Genomic DNA, 19,579 nt, shown 5'->3' on the forward strand with positions numbered 1-19,579 from the left:
CTCGGCCTCAAGTGGCCTTCGCCGTAACCGACCTGACGGCCTGTCCGACGTGTTGAACTTTAGCCCAGCCCCGCTCCGAAAAGCGAATCCGGCCCTACTCACCGAAATGCCAGCACAGCAAAACAACGCCCCCTGCGACGACGCGCAGAAAGGCGAAATGCATTGCTGGGAAATGGTGTTTCAGGAGAGTGGCCGCCCCGGGACCGTCCGCGCCGATGCGTGTCCGGTGCTCCCTGCCGAGCGACTAGGGAACACTACGCCCTGACGGGAGCCGATGCAAACACGGCCGGCCCGCCTGCGCAGACGAGCTGCGGGCGGGCCGGCCGGATCGCGTCACGCGAGCGTGACGTGAGGGATCAGCTGTTGGTCGGGAACCCCAGGTTGATGCCACCGTGCGAGGGGTCGAGCCAGCGCTGCGTGACGGCCTTGCCCCGGGTGAAGAACTGCACGCCGTCCGGGCCGTAGGCGTGCGTGTCGCCGAACAGCGAGGCCTTCCAGCCGCCGAACGAGTAGTAGGCGACCGGCACCGGGATCGGCACGTTGATACCGACCATGCCGACCTCCACCTCGTGCTGGAAGCGCCGCGCCGCGCCGCCGTCGTTGGTGAAGATGGCGGTCCCGTTGCCGTACGGGTTGGCGTTGATGAGCTCCAGGCCCTCCTCGTAGGAGGAGACCCGGACCACCGAGAGGATCGGGCCGAAGATCTCGTCGTTGTAGACGGACATGCCCGGCTTCACATGGTCGAAGAGCGTCGGGCCGAGCCAGAAGCCGTCCGTCGTGACACCACCGTCGATGTCCGTCTCGGTGATCGAATGCTTCCGGCCGTCGACGGCCAGCTCCGCGCCGTCCGCAATACCGGACTCGACGTACGAGGTCACCTTGTCGCGGTGCTGGCCGGTGACCAGCGGGCCCATCTCGGAGTCGCCGTTGCAGCCGGGGCCGACCTTCAGCTCGGCCATCCGCTGCTTGATCTTGTCGACCAGCTCGTCGCCGATCGGGTCGACCGCGACCAGCACCGAGACCGCCATGCAGCGCTCGCCGGCCGCGCCGAAGCCGGCGTTGATGGCCGCGTCGGCGCTCAGGTCGAGGTCGGCGTCGGGCAGGACCAGCATGTGGTTCTTGGCGCCGCCCAGCGCCTGCACCCGCTTGCCGTAGCGGGTACCGGTCTCGTAGACGTAGCGGGCGATCGGGGTGGAGCCGACGAAGCTGACCGACTTGACGTCGGGGTGCTCCAGCAGGCGGTCGACCGCGACCTTGTCACCGTGCACGACGTTGAAGACGCCGTCGGGGAGACCGGCCTCCTTCCAGAGCTGCGCGATGAAGTTCGCCGCGGACGGGTCCTTCTCGGAGGGCTTGAGGATCACCGTGTTGCCCGCCGCGATCGCCAGCGGGAAGAACCACATCGGCACCATCGCGGGGAAGTTGAACGGCGAGATGATCGCGACCGGACCCAGCGGCTGGCGGATCGAGTAGACGTCGATCCCGGTGGAGGCCTGCTCGGTGAAGCCGCCCTTGAGCAGCTGCGGGATGCCGCAGGCGTACTCCACGACCTCCTGGCCGCGGGCCAGTTCGCCGAGCGCGTCCGAGTGCACCTTGCCGTGCTCGGACACGATGATCGCGGCCAGCTCGTCCTTGCGGGCGTTGAAGAGCTCGCGGAAGGCGAAGAGCACCGAGGTGCGCTTGGCGATCGAGGCGTTGCGCCACTCGGCGAACGCCGAGACCGCGGAGCTGACGGCCTGGTCGACCTCGGCGATTCCGGCGAAGTCGACCTGGCCGGAGATCCGACCGGTGGCCGGGTCGTAGATGTCGCCGCGGCGGGGTGCGACACCCGCGGTCGGAACCGACGCACCGTTGATCCAGTGGGTGCAGTGCTTGTTCGTGGTGGGCTTGCTCAAGGTCGTCTGCCTCCGAAGTTCCCGGGCGGCTCAGCTGCCCGCCGGACCCTTGTGCGGCGCCGCCCGGGCTCTGCGCCGGGCGGCGGGGATCACGGCGCTACCGCGCTCTCCTCCCAGTCTGCTCGCCCCTGCACCCCGGCTCAACGAGCACACTGCTGGAGATACCCCGGTTGGCCTTACAGCTCGTACCCTCCTGCTTCTCACGGATGCTCCCGCGCCCCACCGAGCCCGCCCGCAGCCTCGTGCAGCGCGAGTTCCAGCAGGACGGGGTCGTTGAGCGCACCCGACCCGTCCGGCGGGACCAGCCAGTGCAGGCCCCGCCCTCGGCGGTCCGGGTGCGGCACCAGGACCCAGGTGCCGTCCCCCGCGCCGCGCACGCCCGTCCCCACCCACCAGGCGGCCGTGCCGACGGGGACGAAGAACCCCACGGTCCCGTCACCCGGATCGACCAGCACCGGCCCGTGCCCGCCGAGCAACGGCCCGAGCACCTTCAGCGCCGGGTGCCCGAGCGGCCCGGGGACCAACAGGACGTCCCAGAGCCGCCCGGCCGGCAGCAGCACCACGCCCAGTCCGCTGCGGTGCCACTCGCGCCGACACGCCTGCGGGTCCGGCGCGGCGGCCGACAACCACTCCACCGCGGTGGTGGGTCCGGTGCTCTCCATGGCTCGTCCTCTGCTCGCCCGACGCGGCGGGCATCGAAGCCGCCGTCCACGAGGAGAGAGCGCTGAGCTGCGGTTCTCTTACACAGGTCCGGCTGCACAGGTCCGGCCCGCGGTCCTGCGGGTGCGGTCAGGCGCGGTCGCCGAAGACCGTGCGGTGCCAGTCCTTCCGAGCGACCGCCGTGATGTCGTACATGACGTGCTTGACCTGCGTGTACTCGTCGAGCGAGTACTGCGACATGTCCTTGCCGAAGCCGGAGGACTTGTAACCGCCGTGCGGCATCTCGCTGATGATCGGGATGTGGTCGTTGATCCAGACGCACCCGGCGGCGATCTCCCGGGTCGCCCGCAGCGAGCGCTGGATGTCGCGGGTCCAGGCCGAGGCCGCCAGGCCGTACGGCGTGTCGTTGGCCAGCCGCATGCCCTCGTCGTCCGAGTCGAAGGGCAGTACCACCAGCACCGGGCCGAAGATCTCGCCCTGCACCACCTCGCTGTCCTGCGCGACGTCGGTGATCAGCGTCGGCCGGTAGTACGCGCCGCGGGTCAGGTCGGTGCCGTCGTGGCCGACCTCCGGGGCCGCGCCGCCGGTGACCACCCGCGCGCCGTAGCCGCGGGCGCGCTCGACGAAGCCGGCCACCCGGTCGCGGTGGGTGAAGGAGACCAGCGGGCCCAGGTCGGTCCGCGGGTTCAGCGGGTCGCCGAGCCGGACGGCCGCGAAGAGCTCGGCCACCCCCGCCACGAAGGCCTCGTAGAGCGGGCGCTGGACGTATGCGCGGGTCGCGGCGGTGCAGTCCTGGCCGCTGTTGATCAGCGAGCCGGCCACCGCGCCGTGCACGGCGGCGTCCAGGTCCGCGTCCTCGAAGACCACGAACGGTGCCTTGCCGCCGAGCTCCAGGTGCGTCCGCTTGACGGTCGCGGTGGCCAGCTCGGCGACCCGCTTGCCGACCGGCGTCGAGCCGGTGAAGGAGACCATCGAGACGCCCGGGTGCGAGACCAGGTGCTCGCCCGCCGAGCGCCCGGCGCCGGTGACGACGTTGACCACGCCGTCGGGGATGCCCGCCTCGGTGCAGGCCCGGGCGAACATCAGCGAGGTGAGCGGCGTCAGCTCGGCGGGCTTGAGCACGATGGTGTTGCCGGCCGCGATGGCCGGCAGGATCTTCCAGGCCGCCATCTGCAGCGGGTAGTTCCACGGCGAGATCGAGCCGACCACGCCGATCGGCTCGCGGCGCACGTAGGACGTGTGGTCGCCCGAGTACTCGCCGGCCGCCTTGCCCTCCAGGTTGCGGGCGGCCCCGGCGAAGAAGGCGGTGTTGTCGATCGTTCCGGGCACGTCGAACTCGGTCGAGAGCTTGATCGGCTTGCCGGTCTGCGCGGTCTCCACCCGGGCGAAGTCCTCGGCGCGGTCGGCCAGGATCGCGCTGAGGCGCAGCAGCGCCTCCGAGCGGCTGCCGGGCGTGGCCCGCGACCAGTCGGGCAGGGCTGCGGCGGCCGCGGCCACCGCAGCGTCGACGTCCGCCGTCGAGGCCAGCCGTACCCGCTCGACGGTGCTGCCGTCGGCGGGGTTGACCACGTCGAAGGACTCGCTGCCGGTGCCACCGGTCAACTTGCCCGCGATGTACTGTGCGCCGTCCGTGAAGCTGGTCAGATCCATTGTTCGGTTCTCCTCCGCGTGCCCATGCCGCCCATTCCAACCGCTCCGGCTCGCCGACGATGCCCGCTCACCGACAAACCGGACAAGACTCACTCCGCCAGCCGATCCGGCAAGGGCCTTACAGAGTGCCAACGGCTCGGACGGGCAACAGGTCGTCGCCAGGATGCATGATTCACCTGACACCTTGCTCCCCCACAGCCAGGAGGACACCGCCGTGCTCCCCACCGTCGCCCGCGTGCTCGACCTCGACGTGATGCGGCGCGGCCTGCCGCAGGTGGTCGCCGGCGCCGACCAGCTGGAGCGGTTGGTGCGCTGGGTGCACGTCAGCGAGCTGCACGACGTGGCGGGCGTGCTGCAGGGCGGCGAGCTGGTGCTCACCACCGGCATCGCGCTGCCCGAGGACCGCGACGGCCTCGCCCGCTACGTCCGCGAGCTGGTGGAGGTCGGCGCGGCCGGCCTGGTGGTGGAGTTCGGCCGCCGCTACTTCGACTCGCTGCCCCGGGCCCTGGTGCACGCCGCCGAGCAGCGCGGCCTGCCGGTCATCGTGCTCCGCCGCGAACTGCGCTTCGTCGCGATCACCGAGGCCGTGCACGCGCTGGTGGTCAACGCGCAGCTGGAGCAGCTGCGCGCCTCCGAGGCGGTGCACCAGGTCTTCAACGAGCTGGCAGTCGAGGGCGCCGAGCCCAACGAGGTGCTGCGGCAGATCGCCCGGATGGCCAGTGCCCCGGTCGTCCTGGAGAACCTCAGCCACCAGGTGCTGGCGCACGACTCGGCGGGCAGCCCGGAGAACGAGCTGCTGGAGGACTGGGAGCGCCGCTCGCGCGGCGTGCGCCCGACCGGCCGGACCGGCTACGACCCGCGCAGCGGCTGGCTGGTGACCACCGTGGGAGCGCGCGGGCAGGACTGGGGGCGCCTGGTCCTGGTGAACGAGCCGGGCGGGCGCGCGGACAACGGGCAGGAAGGCCCGCTCGCGATGCTGCTGGAACGCGGCGCAGCCACCCTGGCGCTCAACCGGCTGCTGGTCCGCGACCGGGAGAGCCTGGAACGCCAGACCCACCGCACGCTGCTCTCCGGCATCCTCACGCATGCCCTGACGGTCTCCGAAGTCGCCCTGCGGGCCCAGGCGTTGGGCGTACCGCTGGAGGGCCGCCGACTGGTCGGCGTGGTGCTGCGGCAGCGCGGCGGGCTGATCCCGGCCGCGCTGGAGGCGCAGTCCCGCCTGCGGGACTTCACCGAACTGGCCGCCACCGCCGCCCGATCCTGCCGACTCGCCGCTCTGGTCGGCGCACTCGACGACGACGGCGTCGGCCTGCTGGTCGCCCTCGGCTCGCAGCAGGACGAGCACACGGCGCTCGAAGCGTTCGCGGCCGCACTGCGCAAGTTGTCGGCGGACAGCGGCAAGGAGGCGCCCTCGCGCGAGATCGCGGAGCCGGTGATCGCGGTGGGCTCCTCGGTGGGGTCGGTGCGCGACGCGCGGCGCACCCTGATGGAGGCCACCCAGGTCGCGGACGCCGCGCTGCACGACGCGCCGGGCGCGCGAGCGGCCTCGTACTACCGCCTGCCGGACGTCCGGCTGCGCGGCCTGCTGCACCTGCTGCGCGAGGACGCCCGCCTGCAGACCTACGTGGAGCGCGAGTTGGGTCCGCTGCTGGCACACGACGCCGAGCACGGCTCGCAGTTGGTACCGCTGCTGCGGGTCTACCTGGAGCAGGGCAGGAACAAGTCGGCCGCGGCAGACGCGGCGCATCTGTCGCGGCCGTCCTTCTACGACCGGCTGCACAAGGTGGAGCGGATCCTGGCCGTGGACCTGGACCAGGTGGAGTCCTGCCTCTCCCTGCACGTGGCCCTGCTCGCGCTGGACGCCGTCCGGCGCTGAGCAGGGCCACGGACGCGGGTCAGACCGTGTACTTGTCCGCCACGCTGAGCGCCTCGTCCAGCACGGCGAGACCGGTCTTGGCCTCCTCCTCGCTGACGGTGCACGGCGGCACCACGTGGAAGCGGTTCATGTTGGTGAACGGCCACAGCCCGCGCTTCTTGCACGCCGCCGCCAGCTCGGCCATCGGACCGTTGGCCGCGCCCGCCGCGTTGTAGCCGACCAGCGGCTCGCGGGTGCTGCGGTCCTTGACCAGGTCCAGCGCCCAGAAGACGCCCAGGCCGCGCACCTCGCCGATCGAGGGGTGCCGCTCCGCCAGCTCGCGCAGGCCGGGGCCGAGCACCTGCTCGCCGATCCGCTTGGCGTTCTCCACGATGCCCTCCTCGGCCATCGCGTTGATGGTGGCGACGGCGGAGGCGCAGGCCAGCGGGTGGCCGGAGTAGGTGAGCCCGCCCGGGAACGGCCGCTCGGCGAAGGTCGCGGCGATCTCGGCGCTGATCGCGACGCCGCCCAGCGGCACGTAGCCGGAGTTGACGCCCTTGGCGAAGGTCAGCAGGTCGGGGACGACACCCCAGTGGTCGGCGGCGAACCACTCGCCGGTGCGCCCGAAGCCGGACATCACCTCGTCCAGGATGAAGACGATCCCGTACCGATCGCAGATCTCGCGGACGCCGGCCAGGTAGCCGGGCGGCGGGATCAGGATGCCGGCGGTGCCGACGACGGACTCCAGGATGATCGCGGCGACGGTCTGCGGACCCTCGAAGGCGATCACCTCCTCCAGGTGCGCCAGCGCGCGCTCGCACTCCTGCGCCTCGTTCTCGGCGTGGAAGTGCGAGCGGTAGGCGTACGGGCCCCAGAAGTGCACGACGCCGGAGATGCCGGTCTCGCTCGGCCAGCGGCGCGGGTCGCCGGTCAGGGCGATCGCGTTGCCGGTGGCGCCGTGGTACGAGCGGTAGGTGGACATGATCTTCTGCCGGCCGGTGTGCAGCCGGGCCATCCGGACGGCGTTCTCGACCGCCTCGGCGCCGCCGTTGGTGAAGAAGATCTTGTCGAGGTCGCCGGGGGTGCGCTCGGCGATCAGCCGGGCGGCCTCGCTGCGCGGCTCGACGGCGAAGCCGGGGGCGAGCGTGCAGAGCTTGGCGGCCTGCTCCTGGATCGCGGCGACGACCTTGGGGTGCTGGTGGCCGATGTTGGTGTTCACCAGCTGGGAGGAGAAGTCGAGGAAGCGGTTGCCCTCGTAGTCCCAGAAGTACGAGCCCTCGGCCCCGGCCACCGCGAGGGGGTCGATCAGGGCCTGTGCGGACCACGAGTGGAAGACGTGTGCGCGGTCGGCGGCCTTGACGGCCAGCCCGGCGGCGGGATCGGCAGTGGGGATGCTCATATCGCAAGGGTAGGGAAGGGCGCCGCCGCCGTGCAGCGGCATCTTGTCAGGCGGTCACCCCGACAGCCGACAGGGTGGCAAACGCGCGGGCCCGGGAGTGCCTCCCGGGCCCGCGGCAGAGCAGTCGGACGATCGGATCAGATGGCCGTCATGACGTGCTTGATCCGGGTGTAGTCCTCGAAGCCGTACGAGGAGAGGTCCTTGCCGTAGCCGGACTTCTTGAAGCCGCCGTGCGGCATCTCGGCGACCAGCGGGATGTGGGTGTTGATCCACACGCAGCCGAAGTCGAGCACCCGGGACATCCGCATGGCGCGGGCGTGGTCCTTCGTCCAGACGGAGGAGGCCAGCGCGAACTCCACCCCGTTGGCGTAGGAGACGGCCTGCTCCTCGTCGGTGAACTTCTGCACGGTGATCACCGGGCCGAAGACCTCGTTCTGGATGATCTCGTCGTCCTGGTTGAGGCCGGAGACCACGGTGGGGGCGTAGAAGTAGCCGACCTCGCCGACCCGGTGGCCGCCCGCCTCGACCTTGGCGTGCGCCGGCAGGCGGTCGATGAAGCCGGTCACCTGCGCCAGCTGGTTGGCGTTGTTGAGCGGGCCGTAGAGCACGTCCTCGTCGTCCACGCCGCCGGTCTTCGTCTCGGCGGCGGCCTTGGCCAGCGCCGTCACGAAGGCGTCGTGGATGGACTCGTGCACCAGCACGCGGGTGGCGGCGGTGCAGTCCTGACCGGCGTTGAAGAAGCCGGCCACCGAGATGCCCTCGACCGCCTCGGCGATGTCGGCGTCCTCGAAGACCACCACCGGGGCCTTGCCGCCCAGCTCCAGGTGGACCCGCTTGACGTCCTTGGCGGCGCTGGCGGCCACCTGGATGCCGGCCCGGACCGAGCCGGTGATGGAGGCCATCGCCGGGGTGTGGTGCTCGACCATCAGGCGGCCGGTCTCGCGGTCACCGCAGATCACGTTGAAGACGCCGGCCGGCAGGCCGAGGTCGGCCAGGATGCCGCCGACGATCTCGGCCAGCAGCACGGTGGAGGCCGGCGTGGTGTCGGAGGGCTTGAGGACCACGGTGTTGCCCGCGGCGATGGCCGGCGCGAACTTCCAGACCGCCATCATCATCGGGTAGTTCCACGGCGCGACCTGGGCGCAGACGCCGACCGGCTCGCGGCGCACGATCGAGGTCATCCCGTCCATGTACTCGCCCGCGGCCTTGCCCTCCAGCAGACGGGCGGCGCCGGCGAAGAAGCGGATCTGGTCGGCCATCGGGCCGATCTCCTCCGACAGGGTGAGCCCGCGCGGCTTGCCGGTGTTGCGACACTCGGCGTCCACCAGCTCGTCCGCCCGCGCCTCGACCGCGTCGGCGATCTTCAGCAGCAGCTTCTGCCGGGTCGACGGCGTCGCGTCGCGCCAGGTCCGGAAGGCGGCGGCAGCCGAGGCCATCGCGGCGTCGACGTCGGCCGCACCCGACAGCGGGGAGGTCGCGTACGCCTGACCGGTGGTCGGGTCGACCACCTCCAGCGTGCGGCCGTCCGCCGCGTCGACGAACTCGCCGTTGATGTAGTTGCGCAGCGTACGAAGGTCGCTCACGACTCTCTCCTCGGGTTGCGGACGGCGCGGTGGCGCTGGTCCGGCGGGGGGCTCTGCCAGTGGACCCGGACGGTTGACCAGGCACGGCGCTCGGCGGAGCGCCGAGTGGCCGGGTCGGGTACGACACGGTCCACTGGTGGGGAGCGTACGCCCAGCTGGCGGGCGCGCGGGTGACCTCGCCAGGGTAACCGCATTCTTGCTGGAATCGACATACCCGTGCGCGGATCACGATGAAATCCGCATCGATTTCTGATCCGGACGACGAAATCAGTATCCGATCCACTTGCGAACACACCAGCGATCAGGCACAGTGGCGGCGTGGCCAACCGCGACCGGAACAGCAGCGTTCCCCTCGACTCCGTCTCCAAGGCGATCATCGAGCAGCTGCAGGAGGACGGCCGCCGCGCGTACGCGACCATCGGCAAGGCCGTCGGCCTCTCCGAGGCCGCCGTCCGGCAGCGGGTCCAGAAACTGCTCGACCAGGGCGTGATGCAGATCGTCGCCGTCACCGACCCGCTGACCGTCGGATTCACCCGGCAGGCGATGGTCGGGATCAACGTCGAGGGAGATATCGAGCCGGTCGCCGACGCGCTGGCCGCCCTCGACGAGGTCGACTACGTGGTCTGCACCGCCGGCTCGTTCGACCTCCTGGCCGAGCTGGTGTGCGAGGACGACGAGCACCTGCTCGAAATGATCAACAAGCGAATCCGTGCGCTTCCCGGCGTGCGGAGGACCGAGAGCTTCGTTTACCTGAAACTCCGGAAACAGACCTACACCTGGGGCACCCGATGAGCGCCGACCCGGCACCGAAGGACCTTTCGAAGACCGCCTACGACCACCTGTGGATGCACTTCACCCGCATGTCGTCGTACGAGAACGCCCCCGTGCCGACGATCGTCAAGGGCGAGGGCACCTACATCTGGGACACCAACGGCAAGAAGTACCTGGACGGCCTCTCCGGCCTGTTCGTGGTCAACGCCGGCCACGGCCGCCGCGAGCTCGCCGAGGTGGCCGCCAAGCAGGCCGCCGAGCTGGCCTTCTTCCCGGTGTGGAGCTACGCCCACCCGAAGGCCATCGAGCTGGCCGAGCGGCTGGCGCACTACGCCCCGGGCGACCTGAACAAGGTCTTCTTCTCCACCGGTGGCGGCGAGGCGGTCGAGACCGCCTGGAAGCTGGCCAAGCAGTTCTTCAAGCTGACCGGCAAGCCGACCAAGCACAAGGTCATCTCGCGTGCGGTCGCCTACCACGGCACCCCGCAGGGCGCCCTGTCGATCACCGGCCTGCCGGGCCTGAAGGCCCCGTTCGAGCCGCTGGTGCCGGGCACCTTCCGGGCCCCGAACACCAACATCTACCGCGCCCCCGCGTTCCTGGAGAGCGCCGACGGCACGGTCGACCCCGAGGCGTACGGCCGCTGGTGCGCCGACGAGATCGAGGTCGCGATCCTCAACGAGGGCGCCGACACCGTCGCCGCCGTCTTCCTCGAGCCGGTGCAGAACGCCGGTGGCTGCTTCCCGCCGCCGCCCGGGTACTTCCAGCGCGTGCGCGAGATCTGCGACCGGCACGACGTGCTGCTCGTCTCGGACGAGGTCATCTGCGCCTTCGGCCGTCTGGGCACCATGTTCGGCGCCGACAAGTTCGGCTACCAGCCCGACATGATCACCTGCGCCAAGGGCATGACCTCGGGCTACTCCCCGATCGGCGCCACGATCATCTCGGACCGCCTCGCCGAGCCGTTCTACAAGGGTGACAACACCTTCCTGCACGGCTACACCTTCGGTGGCCACCCGGTCTCCTCCGCGGTGGCACTGGCCAACCTCGACATCTTCGAGCGCGAGGGCCTCAACCAGCACGTCCTCGACAACGAGGCCGCCTTCCTGGGCACCCTGGGCAAGCTGCGCGACCTGCCGATCGTCGGCGACGTCCGCGGCAACGGGTACTTCTACGGCATCGAGCTCGTCAAGGACAAGGTCACCAAGGAGTCGTTCAACGACGACGAGGTCGAGCGCGTGCTCTACGGCTTCCTGTCGAAGGCGCTCTTCGACAACGGCCTGTACTGCCGCGCCGACGACCGTGGCGACCCGGTCATCCAGCTGGCCCCGCCGCTGATCTCGAACCAGTCGACCTTCGACGAGATCGAGCAGATCCTGCGGGTCAGCCTCACCGACGCGTGGGCGAAGATCTGATCGTCTGAATCTTTCCGACCCACCCTCCGCCGCGGGGCGGTCCCGGCAGTCCCCTCCTCAGGACTGCCGGGACCGCCCCGCGGTGTTTTGGCTGATCTTCTGACTGGTTCATCCAGGTATAACCCGACTCGACCGGGTGCGCCGCAACCTCAGCGCGACCTTGTCGTTCTAATCTGACGACTGTCATTCCCTGCACCCGTGCAGAGGCCCCCAGGACCGGCGGAGGAACTCCATGTCAGCGGCCCCGTCTGCGGCCCCGCCGGACAACGACGTGCTGTGGGCCCGCGGGATCGTCAAGTCCCACAACGGCACCCCCGCGCTGCGCGACGTCTCGATCGGGATCCGCGAGGGCGAGGTGCTCGCCATCACCGGACCGCGCGGCTCGGGCAAGAGCACCCTGCTCGGCTGCCTGTCCGCGCTGCTGCCGGTGGACCGCGGCGAGGTCTGGTTCAACAGCTCCCCCGTGCACACCCTCAGCCGGGCCGGACGCGAGAAGCTACGGCGCGACCGCTTCGGCTTCGTCGGCCCCGAACCCCGGCTGGTCCCCGAGCTGACCGCCCGGGAGAACGTCGCGCTGCCGCTGCTGCTGGCGGGAGCCGGCCACAAGGCCGCCTACAGCGCGGCCGACGACTGGCTGGAGCGCCTGGACGTCACCGTCTGCGCCAAGCGCCGGCCGTCCGAACTGGTGCAGACCGAGCGCCAGCGGATCGCCGTGGCCCGCGCCCTCGCGCCGCTCCCCCGGGTGGTCTTCGCCGACGACCCGACCGCGCCGCTGCACCGCGAGGCCCAGGACCAGGTGCTGCGGATACTGACCAGCGCGGCCCGCTCCCACCAGCTCACCCTGGTGCTGGCCACCCACGACCCCGAGCTCGCCCGCTACGCCGACCGGACGGTCGCCCTGGTGGACGGCCGCACCCCCGTACCCGCCGCCCCGGTGCGCCGCGGCACGCCCGTTCCGGCCGCGTACTGAAGGGCTGAGGGAGACTCAGGTGTTCTATCTCCGCCTGGTCAGGGGATACCGGGTCATCGACCTGGGCCGCTGGCTGCTCACCGCCGTCGCCGCGGCGGTGGTCGCCGGCTTCCTGCTGCGGGCCCTGGGCCTGGCGCTGAGCGACCCGCCCGTCGGGGCGACCGACCGGCTGCTCTGGTGCCTGCCGCCGCTCGTCGCGGTCGGCTGGTTCGCCGCGATCGCCGCCCGGGCAGTGCCCGCGCAGCGGCCCGAGCGGATGGCCGGGCTGACCGCGGCCGGGGCCGGACCGCGCTGGATCCGGCTGATGATCGCCGGCGAGATCGCCCTCGCCTGCGCCGCCGGCAGCGTCGTCTCGCTGCTGGTCTTCCTGGTGCTGCGCAACAACATCGCCGGCGCCTGGCTCGCGCCGGACCTGGGGATGGGCGTCGCGCTGCCGCTCGCCGCGCCGATCACCCTGCTCACCCTGCTGCCGCTGGCCGCCGGCCTCGCCGCGGCCTTCGCGGTGCCGGTACGGGAGGAGCTGCCCGGCGGCGCCGACCCGGCCGAGGCCCGGCACTTCCACCCGGCCCGGACCGTCCTGGCCGGTGCACTGGCACTCGGCGGCACCCTGACGGAGCTGTACGGGTTGCGCCCGGCCGCGCCCGTCGACCCGCACCCGCTGCGGCTGCCGGCCGACCTCGGACGCACCAGCGTCAACCTGCTGATCGGCTGGGGCATCGCCGCGCTGGGACTCGCGCTGCTGACCGGGCCGCTGCTCGCGTTCGCCGGACGGCTGCTGGCGCTGGGACGGCCCAGTGCCCGTCGGCTGCTGGCCGGGCGCGGGCTGACCGACCAGGCCGGCCGACTCGGCGCGCCGCCGGCCGTGCTGGCGCTCACCGTCGCGGTCGTCCTGACGGCCGTCCGGCAGTGGGTGACGCCCGGGATGCGCAGCGGCGAGCCGCTGCCGGCCGCCGAGGCGGTGCTGATCACCGGCTGCGTGACCGCGGCCGCGATCGCCCGGTTGACCGAGCTGCGCACCGCCCGGCGTCCGGCCACGGCGACGCTGCACCAGCTGGGCGCCTCGCCGCAGCTGCTGTTCGGTGCCGCCGCCCTGCGCTGGCTGGCCGGCGGCACCGTCCTGCTGCTGACCGGCGGGACGACCGCCGCGCTGGCCGCAGGCATCCTGCGCAGCTAGCTACCCCGCGGCTGCGAGCTGGCCGCAGGCTCCGTCGATCTCCTGGCCGCGGGTGTCGCGGACCGTGGTGGGCACGCCGTGCGCGACCAGGCGGCGGACGAACTCGCGCTCGTCCTCGGGCCGGGAGGCGGTCCACTTGGAGCCGGGCGTGGGGTTGAGCGGGATCAGGTTGACGTGCACCCGGTGGTTCTTGATCAACCGGCCGAGCAGGTCGGCGCGCCAGGCCTGGTCGTTGATGTCCTTGATCAGCGCGTACTCGATGGAGATCCGGCGTCCGGACTTCTCCGCGTAGTTCCACGCGGCGTCCAGCACCTCGGCGACCTTCCAGCGGGTGTTCACCGGGACCAGCTCGTCGCGCAGCTCGTCGTCCGGCGCGTGCAGGGAGAGCGCCAGCCGGACGCTCAGCTCCTCGTCCGCCAGGCGGTTCATCGCCGGCACCAGGCCGACGGTGGAGACCGTGATGCCGCGCTGCGACATGCCGAAGCCGTCCGGCGCCGGGTCGGTCAGCCGGCGGATCGCGGCGAGCACCCGGTTGAAGTTGGCCAGCGGCTCACCCATGCCCATGAAGACCACGTTGCTCAGCCGGGCCTCGCCGCCGGGGATCTCGCCGGCCTTGAGCGCCCGGATGCCCGCGGCGATCTGCTCGACGATCTCCGCGGTGGAGAGGTTGCGGGTCAGACCGGCCTGGCCGGTGGCGCAGAACGGGCAGTTCATCCCGCAGCCGGCCTGCGAGCTGATGCACATCGTCACCCGGTCGGGGTAGCGCATCAGCACGGACTCGACGAGCGTGCCGTCGAAGAGCTTCCAGAGCGTCTTGCGGGTGGTGTCGTCGTCGCAGGAGACGTGCCGGACCACCGACATCAGCTCGGGCAGCAGCTCCTTGGTCAGCTTCTCGCGGCTCGCGGCCGGGATGTCCGTCCAGCCGGCCGGGTCGTTGGAGATCCGGCCGAAGTAGTGGTTGGACAGCTGCTTGGCGCGGAACGGCTGTTCGCCCAGCTCGGCGACCGCCTCCTTGCGCTGTGCGGGGCTGAGGTCGGCAAGGTGTCGCGGGGGCTTGGCGCCGCGCGGCGCGACGAAGGTGAGTTCTCCGGGTGCAGGCATGGTTGTTCCAGTGTCGCAGATGGGGAAAGCCCCGGACGCTGGGCGCCCGGGGCTCTCGACGGTGTGAGGTGGGTCAGCTTCCGACGAAGGCCGCCAGCAGCAGCCAGACCACCGGAGCGGTCGGCAGCAGCGAGTCCAGCCGGTCCATGATGCCGCCGTGGCCGGGAAGCAGCGTGCCCATGTCCTTGATGCCCAGGTCGCGCTTGATCATCGACTCGGCGAGGTCGCCGAGGGTGGCGACGACCGCGGCGCACCCGCCCAGGATCAGGCCCTGCCACCAGTGGCCGTCGTCGATGATCCACTGCATCAGCAGCGCACCGGCCAGCATCGACAGGCCAATGCCGCCGGCCAGGCCCTCGCGGGTCTTGCCGGGGCTGATCGTCGGGGCCAGCTTGTTCTTGCCGAACTTGTAGCCGACGGCGTAGGCGCCGGTGTCACTGCAGACGGTGACCACCAGGAAGAGCACGATCCGCTGCGGTCCGTCGTGGGCCGCCAGCAGCAGCGCCACGAAGGTGGCCAGGAACGGCACGTAGAAGGCGGTGAAGACGCCGGCCGTTATGTCGCGCAGGTAGTTCTCCGGCGGCTTGCGCATCCGCCAGACCATCACCGCCAGCGCCGTCAGCGCGAGTGACGCGGCCGCGCCCTGCGCGCCGATCCAGTAGCCCGTCGTCAGCATGGCCACCCCGCCGGCCAGCAACGGCAGCAGCGGGACATCCACCTGCTTGCGCTCGGCGAGCCGGCTGGTCAGCTCCCAGATCCCGACCGAGACCGCGGCGACGACGACGAAGAGGAAGAGCACCTTCACCACGAAGAGCGAGGCGACGATCACCGCACCGAGGCCGACCCCGACTCCTATCGCGGCCTGCAGGTTGCGGCCGCCGCGCTGCTTGCGGGGCTGCTGCGGATCGGGCTGGGCCACAGGTGTCTCCTGCCCTGGGTGGGACGGCACGCCGGCCGGGTGGGGGTGTCCGGCAGTCGGGCCGCTGTCGGCGGCCGCCGGTCGGGTCTGCGGGGGGCTGTCCGGCCCGCGGGTCGGGCCGGACAGCGAAGGGAGCACGGCTGTCTCCTCGGCCGCCGACGGGGGCGGCTCGGGTGAGGAGTCCTGGACGCGAGGCATGGACTGAGTCTGTGCCGCTTCGGCCCCCGGATACACCGCGGGCCGCTGTGCGTGACCCGTTCGGTGTCCGGTCGGCGGCCGCAGGTGATCCGGTGAAGCCTGGGTCTGCTGGGTTCCGCCCCGCCTGCCTGGGGCGTTCGGGGCGTCGTCCATCAGACTTCGAGCAGCTCGGCTTCCTTGTGCGTCAGGAGCACGTCCACCTGCGCGACGTACTTCGCGGTGACGTCGTCCAGCTCCTTCTCGGCGCGGCGGACCTCGTCCTCGCCGCTCTCCTTGTCCTTGACCAGCTTGTCCAGGGTCTCCTTGGCCTTGCGGCGGACGGCCCGGATGGAGATCTTGGCGTCCTCGCCCTTGGTGCGGGCGACCTTGATGTACTCCTTGCGGCGTTCCTCGGTCAGCTGCGGGAACGACACCCGGATGATGGAACCGTCGTTGGACGGGTTGACGCCCAGGTCGGAGTCGCGGATCGCCTGCTCGACGTTGCGCAGCGAGCTCTTGTCGAACGGCGTGATGACCGCCATCCGGGGCTCCGGCACGGAGAACGAGGCGAGCTGGTTGATCGGGGTCAGCGCACCGTAGTACTCGGCCACGATCTTGTTGAACATCGCCGGGTGGGCCCGGCCGGTGCGGATGGCGGCGAAGTCTTCCTTCGCGACCAGGACGGTCTTCTCCATCTTCTCCTCGGCCTCGAGGAGGATCTCTTCGATCACAGTCTGCTCCCTGTCCGGTTGCCTTGTGGCGTACTGGTGCGCCTGCGAGTGCGGCGCGGCTGACTACTGCTCAGGCCCGGACGGAATCCTGGCTGATGAGTGTGCCGATCTTCTCACTGTTGACCGCGCGGGCGATATTGCCCTCCGCCAGCAGCTCGAAAACCAGGATCGGCAGGCCGTTGTCCTTGCACAGGGTGATCGCGGTGAGGTCGGCGACCTTGAGATCCCGCGAGATCACCTCGGAGTACTCCAGCGCGTCGAAGCGCACGGCGTCCGGGTTGGTCTTGGGGTCGGAGTCGTAGACACCGTCGACCCCGTTCTTCCCCATCAGCAGCACCTCGGCGTGGATCTCCAGGGCCCGCTGCACGGCGGTGGTGTCGGTGGAGAAGTAGGGCATGCCCATACCGGCGCCGAAGATCACGACGCGGCCCTTCTCCAGGTGCCGGATGGCGCGCAACGGCAGGTAGGGCTCGGCGACCTGACCCATCGTGATCGCGGTCTGCACCCGCGTCTCGATGCCTTCCTTCATCAGGAAGTCCTGGAGGGCCAGGCAGTTCATCACCGTGCCGAGCATGCCCATGTAGTCGGAGCGGGCCCGGTCCATGCCGCGGACCTGGAGTTCGGCGCCGCGGAAGAAGTTGCCGCCGCCGATCACCACGGCGACCTCGGTGCCATTGCGGACCACCGTGGCGATCTCGCGGGCGATCTTGTGGACGACGTCGGGGTCGACGCCGAGTCCGCCTCCACCTGCGAAGGCTTCACCGGACAGCTTGAGCAGAACGCGGCGACCCGTTCCCCCCGGCGTGGTCTCCTGGGTCTCCTGCATGGACTTCTCCTTCTACCTGCTGCTTCACAGGGCCGGGTGTGCGGGGCCCAGACCTGCGCGTACACGCGAGGAGGCCACTGCCGCGGGAACCGGTTCGGTGTCCTGCACGGCAATGGCCTCCTCGTCGTTCATGGTGCCGACCCGCTGGTCACAGCGGGCGGCGACGGTTCCTACCTTAGGCGGGAACCCCGGTGAACGTGGATCAGACGCCGACGCGGAAGCGGGCGAAGCGCTTGAGGGAGACGCCGGCCTCGTCGAGGACCTTGGCGACGCTCTTCTTGTTGTCCTTCGCGAAGGCCTGCTCCAGAACGGAGTTCTCCTTCACGAAGCCCGTGACGCGACCCTCGACGATCTTCGGCAGGGCAGCCTCGGGCTTGCCCTCCTCGCGAGCGGTGGCCTCGGCGACGCGGCGCTCGTTCTCGATGTCCTCGGCCGGGATGTCCTCGCGGGAGAGGTACTTCGGCGCGAAGGCGGCGATGTGCTGGGCGACGTCCTTGGCGGTCAGGGCGTCTTCCTTGTCCAGCTCCACCAGGACGCCGACCTGCGGCGGCAGGTCGGGCGAGGTGCGGTGCAGGTAGACAGCGACGAAGTTGTCGCCGGCGAACTGCGCGAAGCGGGCGAGGACGATCTTCTCGCCGAGGTTGGCGTTGGCCTCGTCCACGTACTGCTGGACGGTCTTGCCGGCCTCGATCTCGCTGGCCAGGGCGGCCTCGATGTCGGCCGGGGCGGCAACGGCGATGTGCTCGGCGATCGCGTCGGCGACGGCGACGAACTTGTCGCTCTTGGCGACGAAGTCGGTCTCGCAGCGCAGCTCGACCAGCACGCCGGACTTGTTGTCCGCACCGATCTTGGCGACGACGGCGCCGTTGGTGGCGTCACGGCCCTCGCGCTTGGCGACGCCCTTCTGGCCCTTGATGCGGAGCAGCTCGACGGCCTTGTCGACGTCGCCGTCGGACTCCTCGATCGCCTTCTTGCAGTCCATCATGCCGGCGCCGGTGAGCTCACGGAGCTTCTTGACGTCCGCGGCGGTGAAGTTCGCCATGGTGTGAATCTCTTCTCACGTCTCGCGTGTCTGCGGGGAGGTGCGCCGGGGCTCGTGGTTCAGCCCCGGCACGTGGAGAGAGGGGCACTCGCCGGTACGTACCGGCGAGTGCCCCTCACCCTTGGGTACGTCAGGCCTGCTCGGCCTCGGCGGCCGGAGCCTCGACCTCGGCCGCGGGGGCCTCGACCTCGGCGGCGGGCGCCTCGGCGGCGGGGGCCTCGGCGACGGCGTCGGCGGCGGGGGCCTCGTCAGCGGCCTTCTCGCCACCCAGGAGCTCCTGCTCCCAGTCGGCCAGCGGCTGGTCGGCGCCCGGCTCGGCCTTGACGTCGGCCTTGGCGACACCCGCACGGGCCTTGAGGCCCTCCGCGACGGCGTCGGCGATCACGCGGGTCAGGCGCGTGACGGAGCGGATCGCGTCGTCGTTGCCCGGGATCTTGTAGTCGACCTCGTCGGGGTCACAGTTGGTGTCGAGGATGGCGACGACCGGGATGTTGAGCTTCCGGGCCTCGCCGACCGCGATGTGCTCCTTCTTGGTGTCCACGATCCAGACGGCGCTGGGAACGCGCTGCATGTCGCGGATACCGCCGAGGGTCTTCTCGAGCTTGGTGTGCTCGCGCTCCAGAACCAGGAGCTCCTTCTTGGTGAGGCCAGAGCCGGCCACATCCGTGAAGTCGATCTCGCCGAGCTCCTTCATCCGCTGAAGGCGCTTGTAGACGGTCTGGAAGTTGGTCAGCATGCCGCCGAGCCAGCGCTGGTTGACGTAGGGCATGCCCACGCGACCGGCCTGCTCAGCGATGGCCTCCTGGGCCTGCTTCTTGGTGCCGACGAAGAGGACGCTGCCGCCGTGGGCAACGGTCTCCTTGACGAACTCGAACGCGCGGTCGATGTAGTTCAGCGACTGCAGCAGGTCGATGATGTAGATGCCGTTGCGCTCCGTGAGGATGAAGCGCTTCATCTTCGGGTTCCAACGACGGGTCTGGTGACCGAAGTGGACGCCGCTCTCAAGCAGCTCCCGCATCGTGACGACGGCCATGGCCGTGCTCCTCAGGTGTTGCGCCTGGCGCGTTGCTCGCACGCTTGCGCGCGCTGGTGGGCAACGACCAGGTCAGGCTCGGTTTTGTCCGTGCCGGTCAGGATGACCGTCACGCCTGACGCCCCGAACGTGCCGAGCCGCTTGGCCTGGGCGGCGTAGCCGCGACAGGCTCGGGCGGACCGAGCGGCACTCGCATCGGGCGGGAGTGGCGAGCAGGACCCGGAGGGGTGCTGGTTCGCGCACTGATTCGCCGGTGGCGGGGCGTGCGAAGTCGACCCGGCGGACCGGGTCGCGTGAGAAGTGTACGGGAAGCGCCGTGCGACCGGCGACTCTGTGCTGCGGCGGCCCGGCCGGGGGGCGCTGCGGCGGGGTGCGGGGCGA

16 protein-coding genes are annotated in these 19,579 nt (G+C 70.8%); 5 read left to right on the forward strand and 11 right to left on the reverse strand.

What is annotated here, in order from left to right; genetic code table 11:
• Window positions 1-356 precede the first annotated feature (356 nt).
• From P3T37_RS31675 to P3T37_RS31685, 3 genes are all read right to left on the reverse strand, one after another.
• Window positions 357-1,895 carry a CoA-acylating methylmalonate-semialdehyde dehydrogenase gene (locus P3T37_RS31675; protein ID WP_348533302.1) on the reverse strand — a complete coding sequence of 513 codons (1,539 nt, stop codon included), beginning with the start codon at window positions 1,893-1,895 and terminating at the stop codon, window positions 357-359.
• 200 nt (window positions 1,896-2,095) lie between these two features.
• The gene (locus P3T37_RS31680; RefSeq protein ID WP_280727364.1) at window positions 2,096-2,557 is read right to left on the reverse strand and encodes a hypothetical protein; all 462 of its coding nucleotides are present in this window, start codon (window positions 2,555-2,557) and stop codon (window positions 2,096-2,098) included.
• Window positions 2,558-2,684: 127 nt separating this feature from the next.
• Complete coding sequence (locus tag P3T37_RS31685) at window positions 2,685-4,205, reverse strand: gamma-aminobutyraldehyde dehydrogenase (protein ID WP_280727365.1); 1,521 nt, start codon at window positions 4,203-4,205, stop codon at window positions 2,685-2,687.
• A gap of 184 nt (window positions 4,206-4,389) precedes the next feature.
• On the opposite strand from P3T37_RS31685, the gene P3T37_RS31690 reads away from it, so the two are divergent.
• Complete coding sequence (locus P3T37_RS31690) at window positions 4,390-6,081, forward strand: PucR family transcriptional regulator ligand-binding domain-containing protein (RefSeq protein ID WP_280727366.1); 1,692 nt, start codon at window positions 4,390-4,392, stop codon at window positions 6,079-6,081.
• A gap of 19 nt (window positions 6,082-6,100) precedes the next feature.
• Here the strand turns inward: P3T37_RS31690 and P3T37_RS31695 are convergent, their stop codons facing one another.
• Both P3T37_RS31695 and P3T37_RS31700 read right to left on the reverse strand, forming a co-directional pair.
• Window positions 6,101-7,459 (reverse strand): aspartate aminotransferase family protein, encoded by a 1,359-nt coding sequence (locus P3T37_RS31695; protein WP_280727367.1) that lies wholly within the window; start codon window positions 7,457-7,459, stop codon window positions 6,101-6,103.
• 137 nt (window positions 7,460-7,596) lie between these two features.
• The gene (locus P3T37_RS31700) at window positions 7,597-9,042 is read right to left on the reverse strand and encodes a gamma-aminobutyraldehyde dehydrogenase (RefSeq protein WP_280727368.1); all 1,446 of its coding nucleotides are present in this window, start codon (window positions 9,040-9,042) and stop codon (window positions 7,597-7,599) included.
• A 318-nt stretch (window positions 9,043-9,360) separates the two neighbouring features.
• On the opposite strand from P3T37_RS31700, the gene P3T37_RS31705 reads away from it, so the two are divergent.
• From P3T37_RS31705 to P3T37_RS31720, 4 genes are all read left to right on the forward strand, one after another.
• Window positions 9,361-9,834: an Lrp/AsnC family transcriptional regulator gene (locus P3T37_RS31705; protein ID WP_035797714.1), complete on the forward strand. Its 474-nt coding sequence runs from the start codon at window positions 9,361-9,363 to the stop codon at window positions 9,832-9,834.
• The gene (locus tag P3T37_RS31710) at window positions 9,831-11,225 is read left to right on the forward strand and encodes an aspartate aminotransferase family protein (protein ID WP_280727369.1); all 1,395 of its coding nucleotides are present in this window, start codon (window positions 9,831-9,833) and stop codon (window positions 11,223-11,225) included. Before P3T37_RS31705 ends, P3T37_RS31710 begins: the two co-directional genes overlap by 4 nt.
• A 232-nt stretch (window positions 11,226-11,457) precedes the next feature.
• On the forward strand, window positions 11,458-12,195 hold the full coding sequence (locus tag P3T37_RS31715) for an ABC transporter ATP-binding protein (protein ID WP_280727370.1): 738 nt from the start codon (window positions 11,458-11,460) through the stop codon (window positions 12,193-12,195).
• A gap of 19 nt (window positions 12,196-12,214) precedes the next feature.
• A complete protein-coding gene (locus tag P3T37_RS31720) occupies window positions 12,215-13,369 on the forward strand; it encodes a hypothetical protein (protein ID WP_280727371.1) in 1,155 nt (384 codons plus the stop codon).
• Here the strand turns inward: P3T37_RS31720 and rlmN are convergent, their stop codons facing one another.
• The 6 genes from rlmN to rpsB form a co-directional block, all read right to left on the reverse strand.
• Entirely contained in the window at window positions 13,370-14,470 is a 1,101-nt protein-coding gene (gene rlmN / locus P3T37_RS31725; RefSeq protein ID WP_280727372.1) for a 23S rRNA (adenine(2503)-C(2))-methyltransferase RlmN, read from the reverse strand. It abuts the gene before it with no gap.
• 73 nt (window positions 14,471-14,543) lie between these two features.
• Window positions 14,544-15,587, reverse strand: a complete 1,044-nt coding sequence (locus tag P3T37_RS31730; protein WP_280727373.1) for a phosphatidate cytidylyltransferase — start codon at window positions 15,585-15,587, stop codon at window positions 14,544-14,546.
• A gap of 152 nt (window positions 15,588-15,739) precedes the next feature.
• Window positions 15,740-16,297 (reverse strand): ribosome recycling factor, encoded by a 558-nt coding sequence (gene frr / locus P3T37_RS31735; RefSeq protein ID WP_280727374.1) that lies wholly within the window; start codon window positions 16,295-16,297, stop codon window positions 15,740-15,742.
• Window positions 16,298-16,367: 70 nt separating this feature from the next.
• Entirely contained in the window at window positions 16,368-17,123 is a 756-nt protein-coding gene (pyrH, locus tag P3T37_RS31740; RefSeq protein ID WP_280727375.1) for a UMP kinase, read from the reverse strand.
• A 202-nt stretch (window positions 17,124-17,325) separates the two neighbouring features.
• Window positions 17,326-18,165: a translation elongation factor Ts gene (tsf, locus tag P3T37_RS31745; RefSeq protein ID WP_280727376.1), complete on the reverse strand. Its 840-nt coding sequence runs from the start codon at window positions 18,163-18,165 to the stop codon at window positions 17,326-17,328.
• A 130-nt stretch (window positions 18,166-18,295) separates the two neighbouring features.
• Window positions 18,296-19,198 carry a 30S ribosomal protein S2 gene (gene rpsB / locus P3T37_RS31750; protein ID WP_280727377.1) on the reverse strand — a complete coding sequence of 301 codons (903 nt, stop codon included), beginning with the start codon at window positions 19,196-19,198 and terminating at the stop codon, window positions 18,296-18,298.
• Window positions 19,199-19,579: the final 381 nt, after the last annotated feature.

Origin of the sequence: Kitasatospora sp. MAA4, assembly GCF_029893355.1 — a bacterium.
In the GTDB taxonomy this organism is placed as follows: Bacteria; Actinomycetota; Actinomycetes; order Streptomycetales; family Streptomycetaceae; genus Kitasatospora.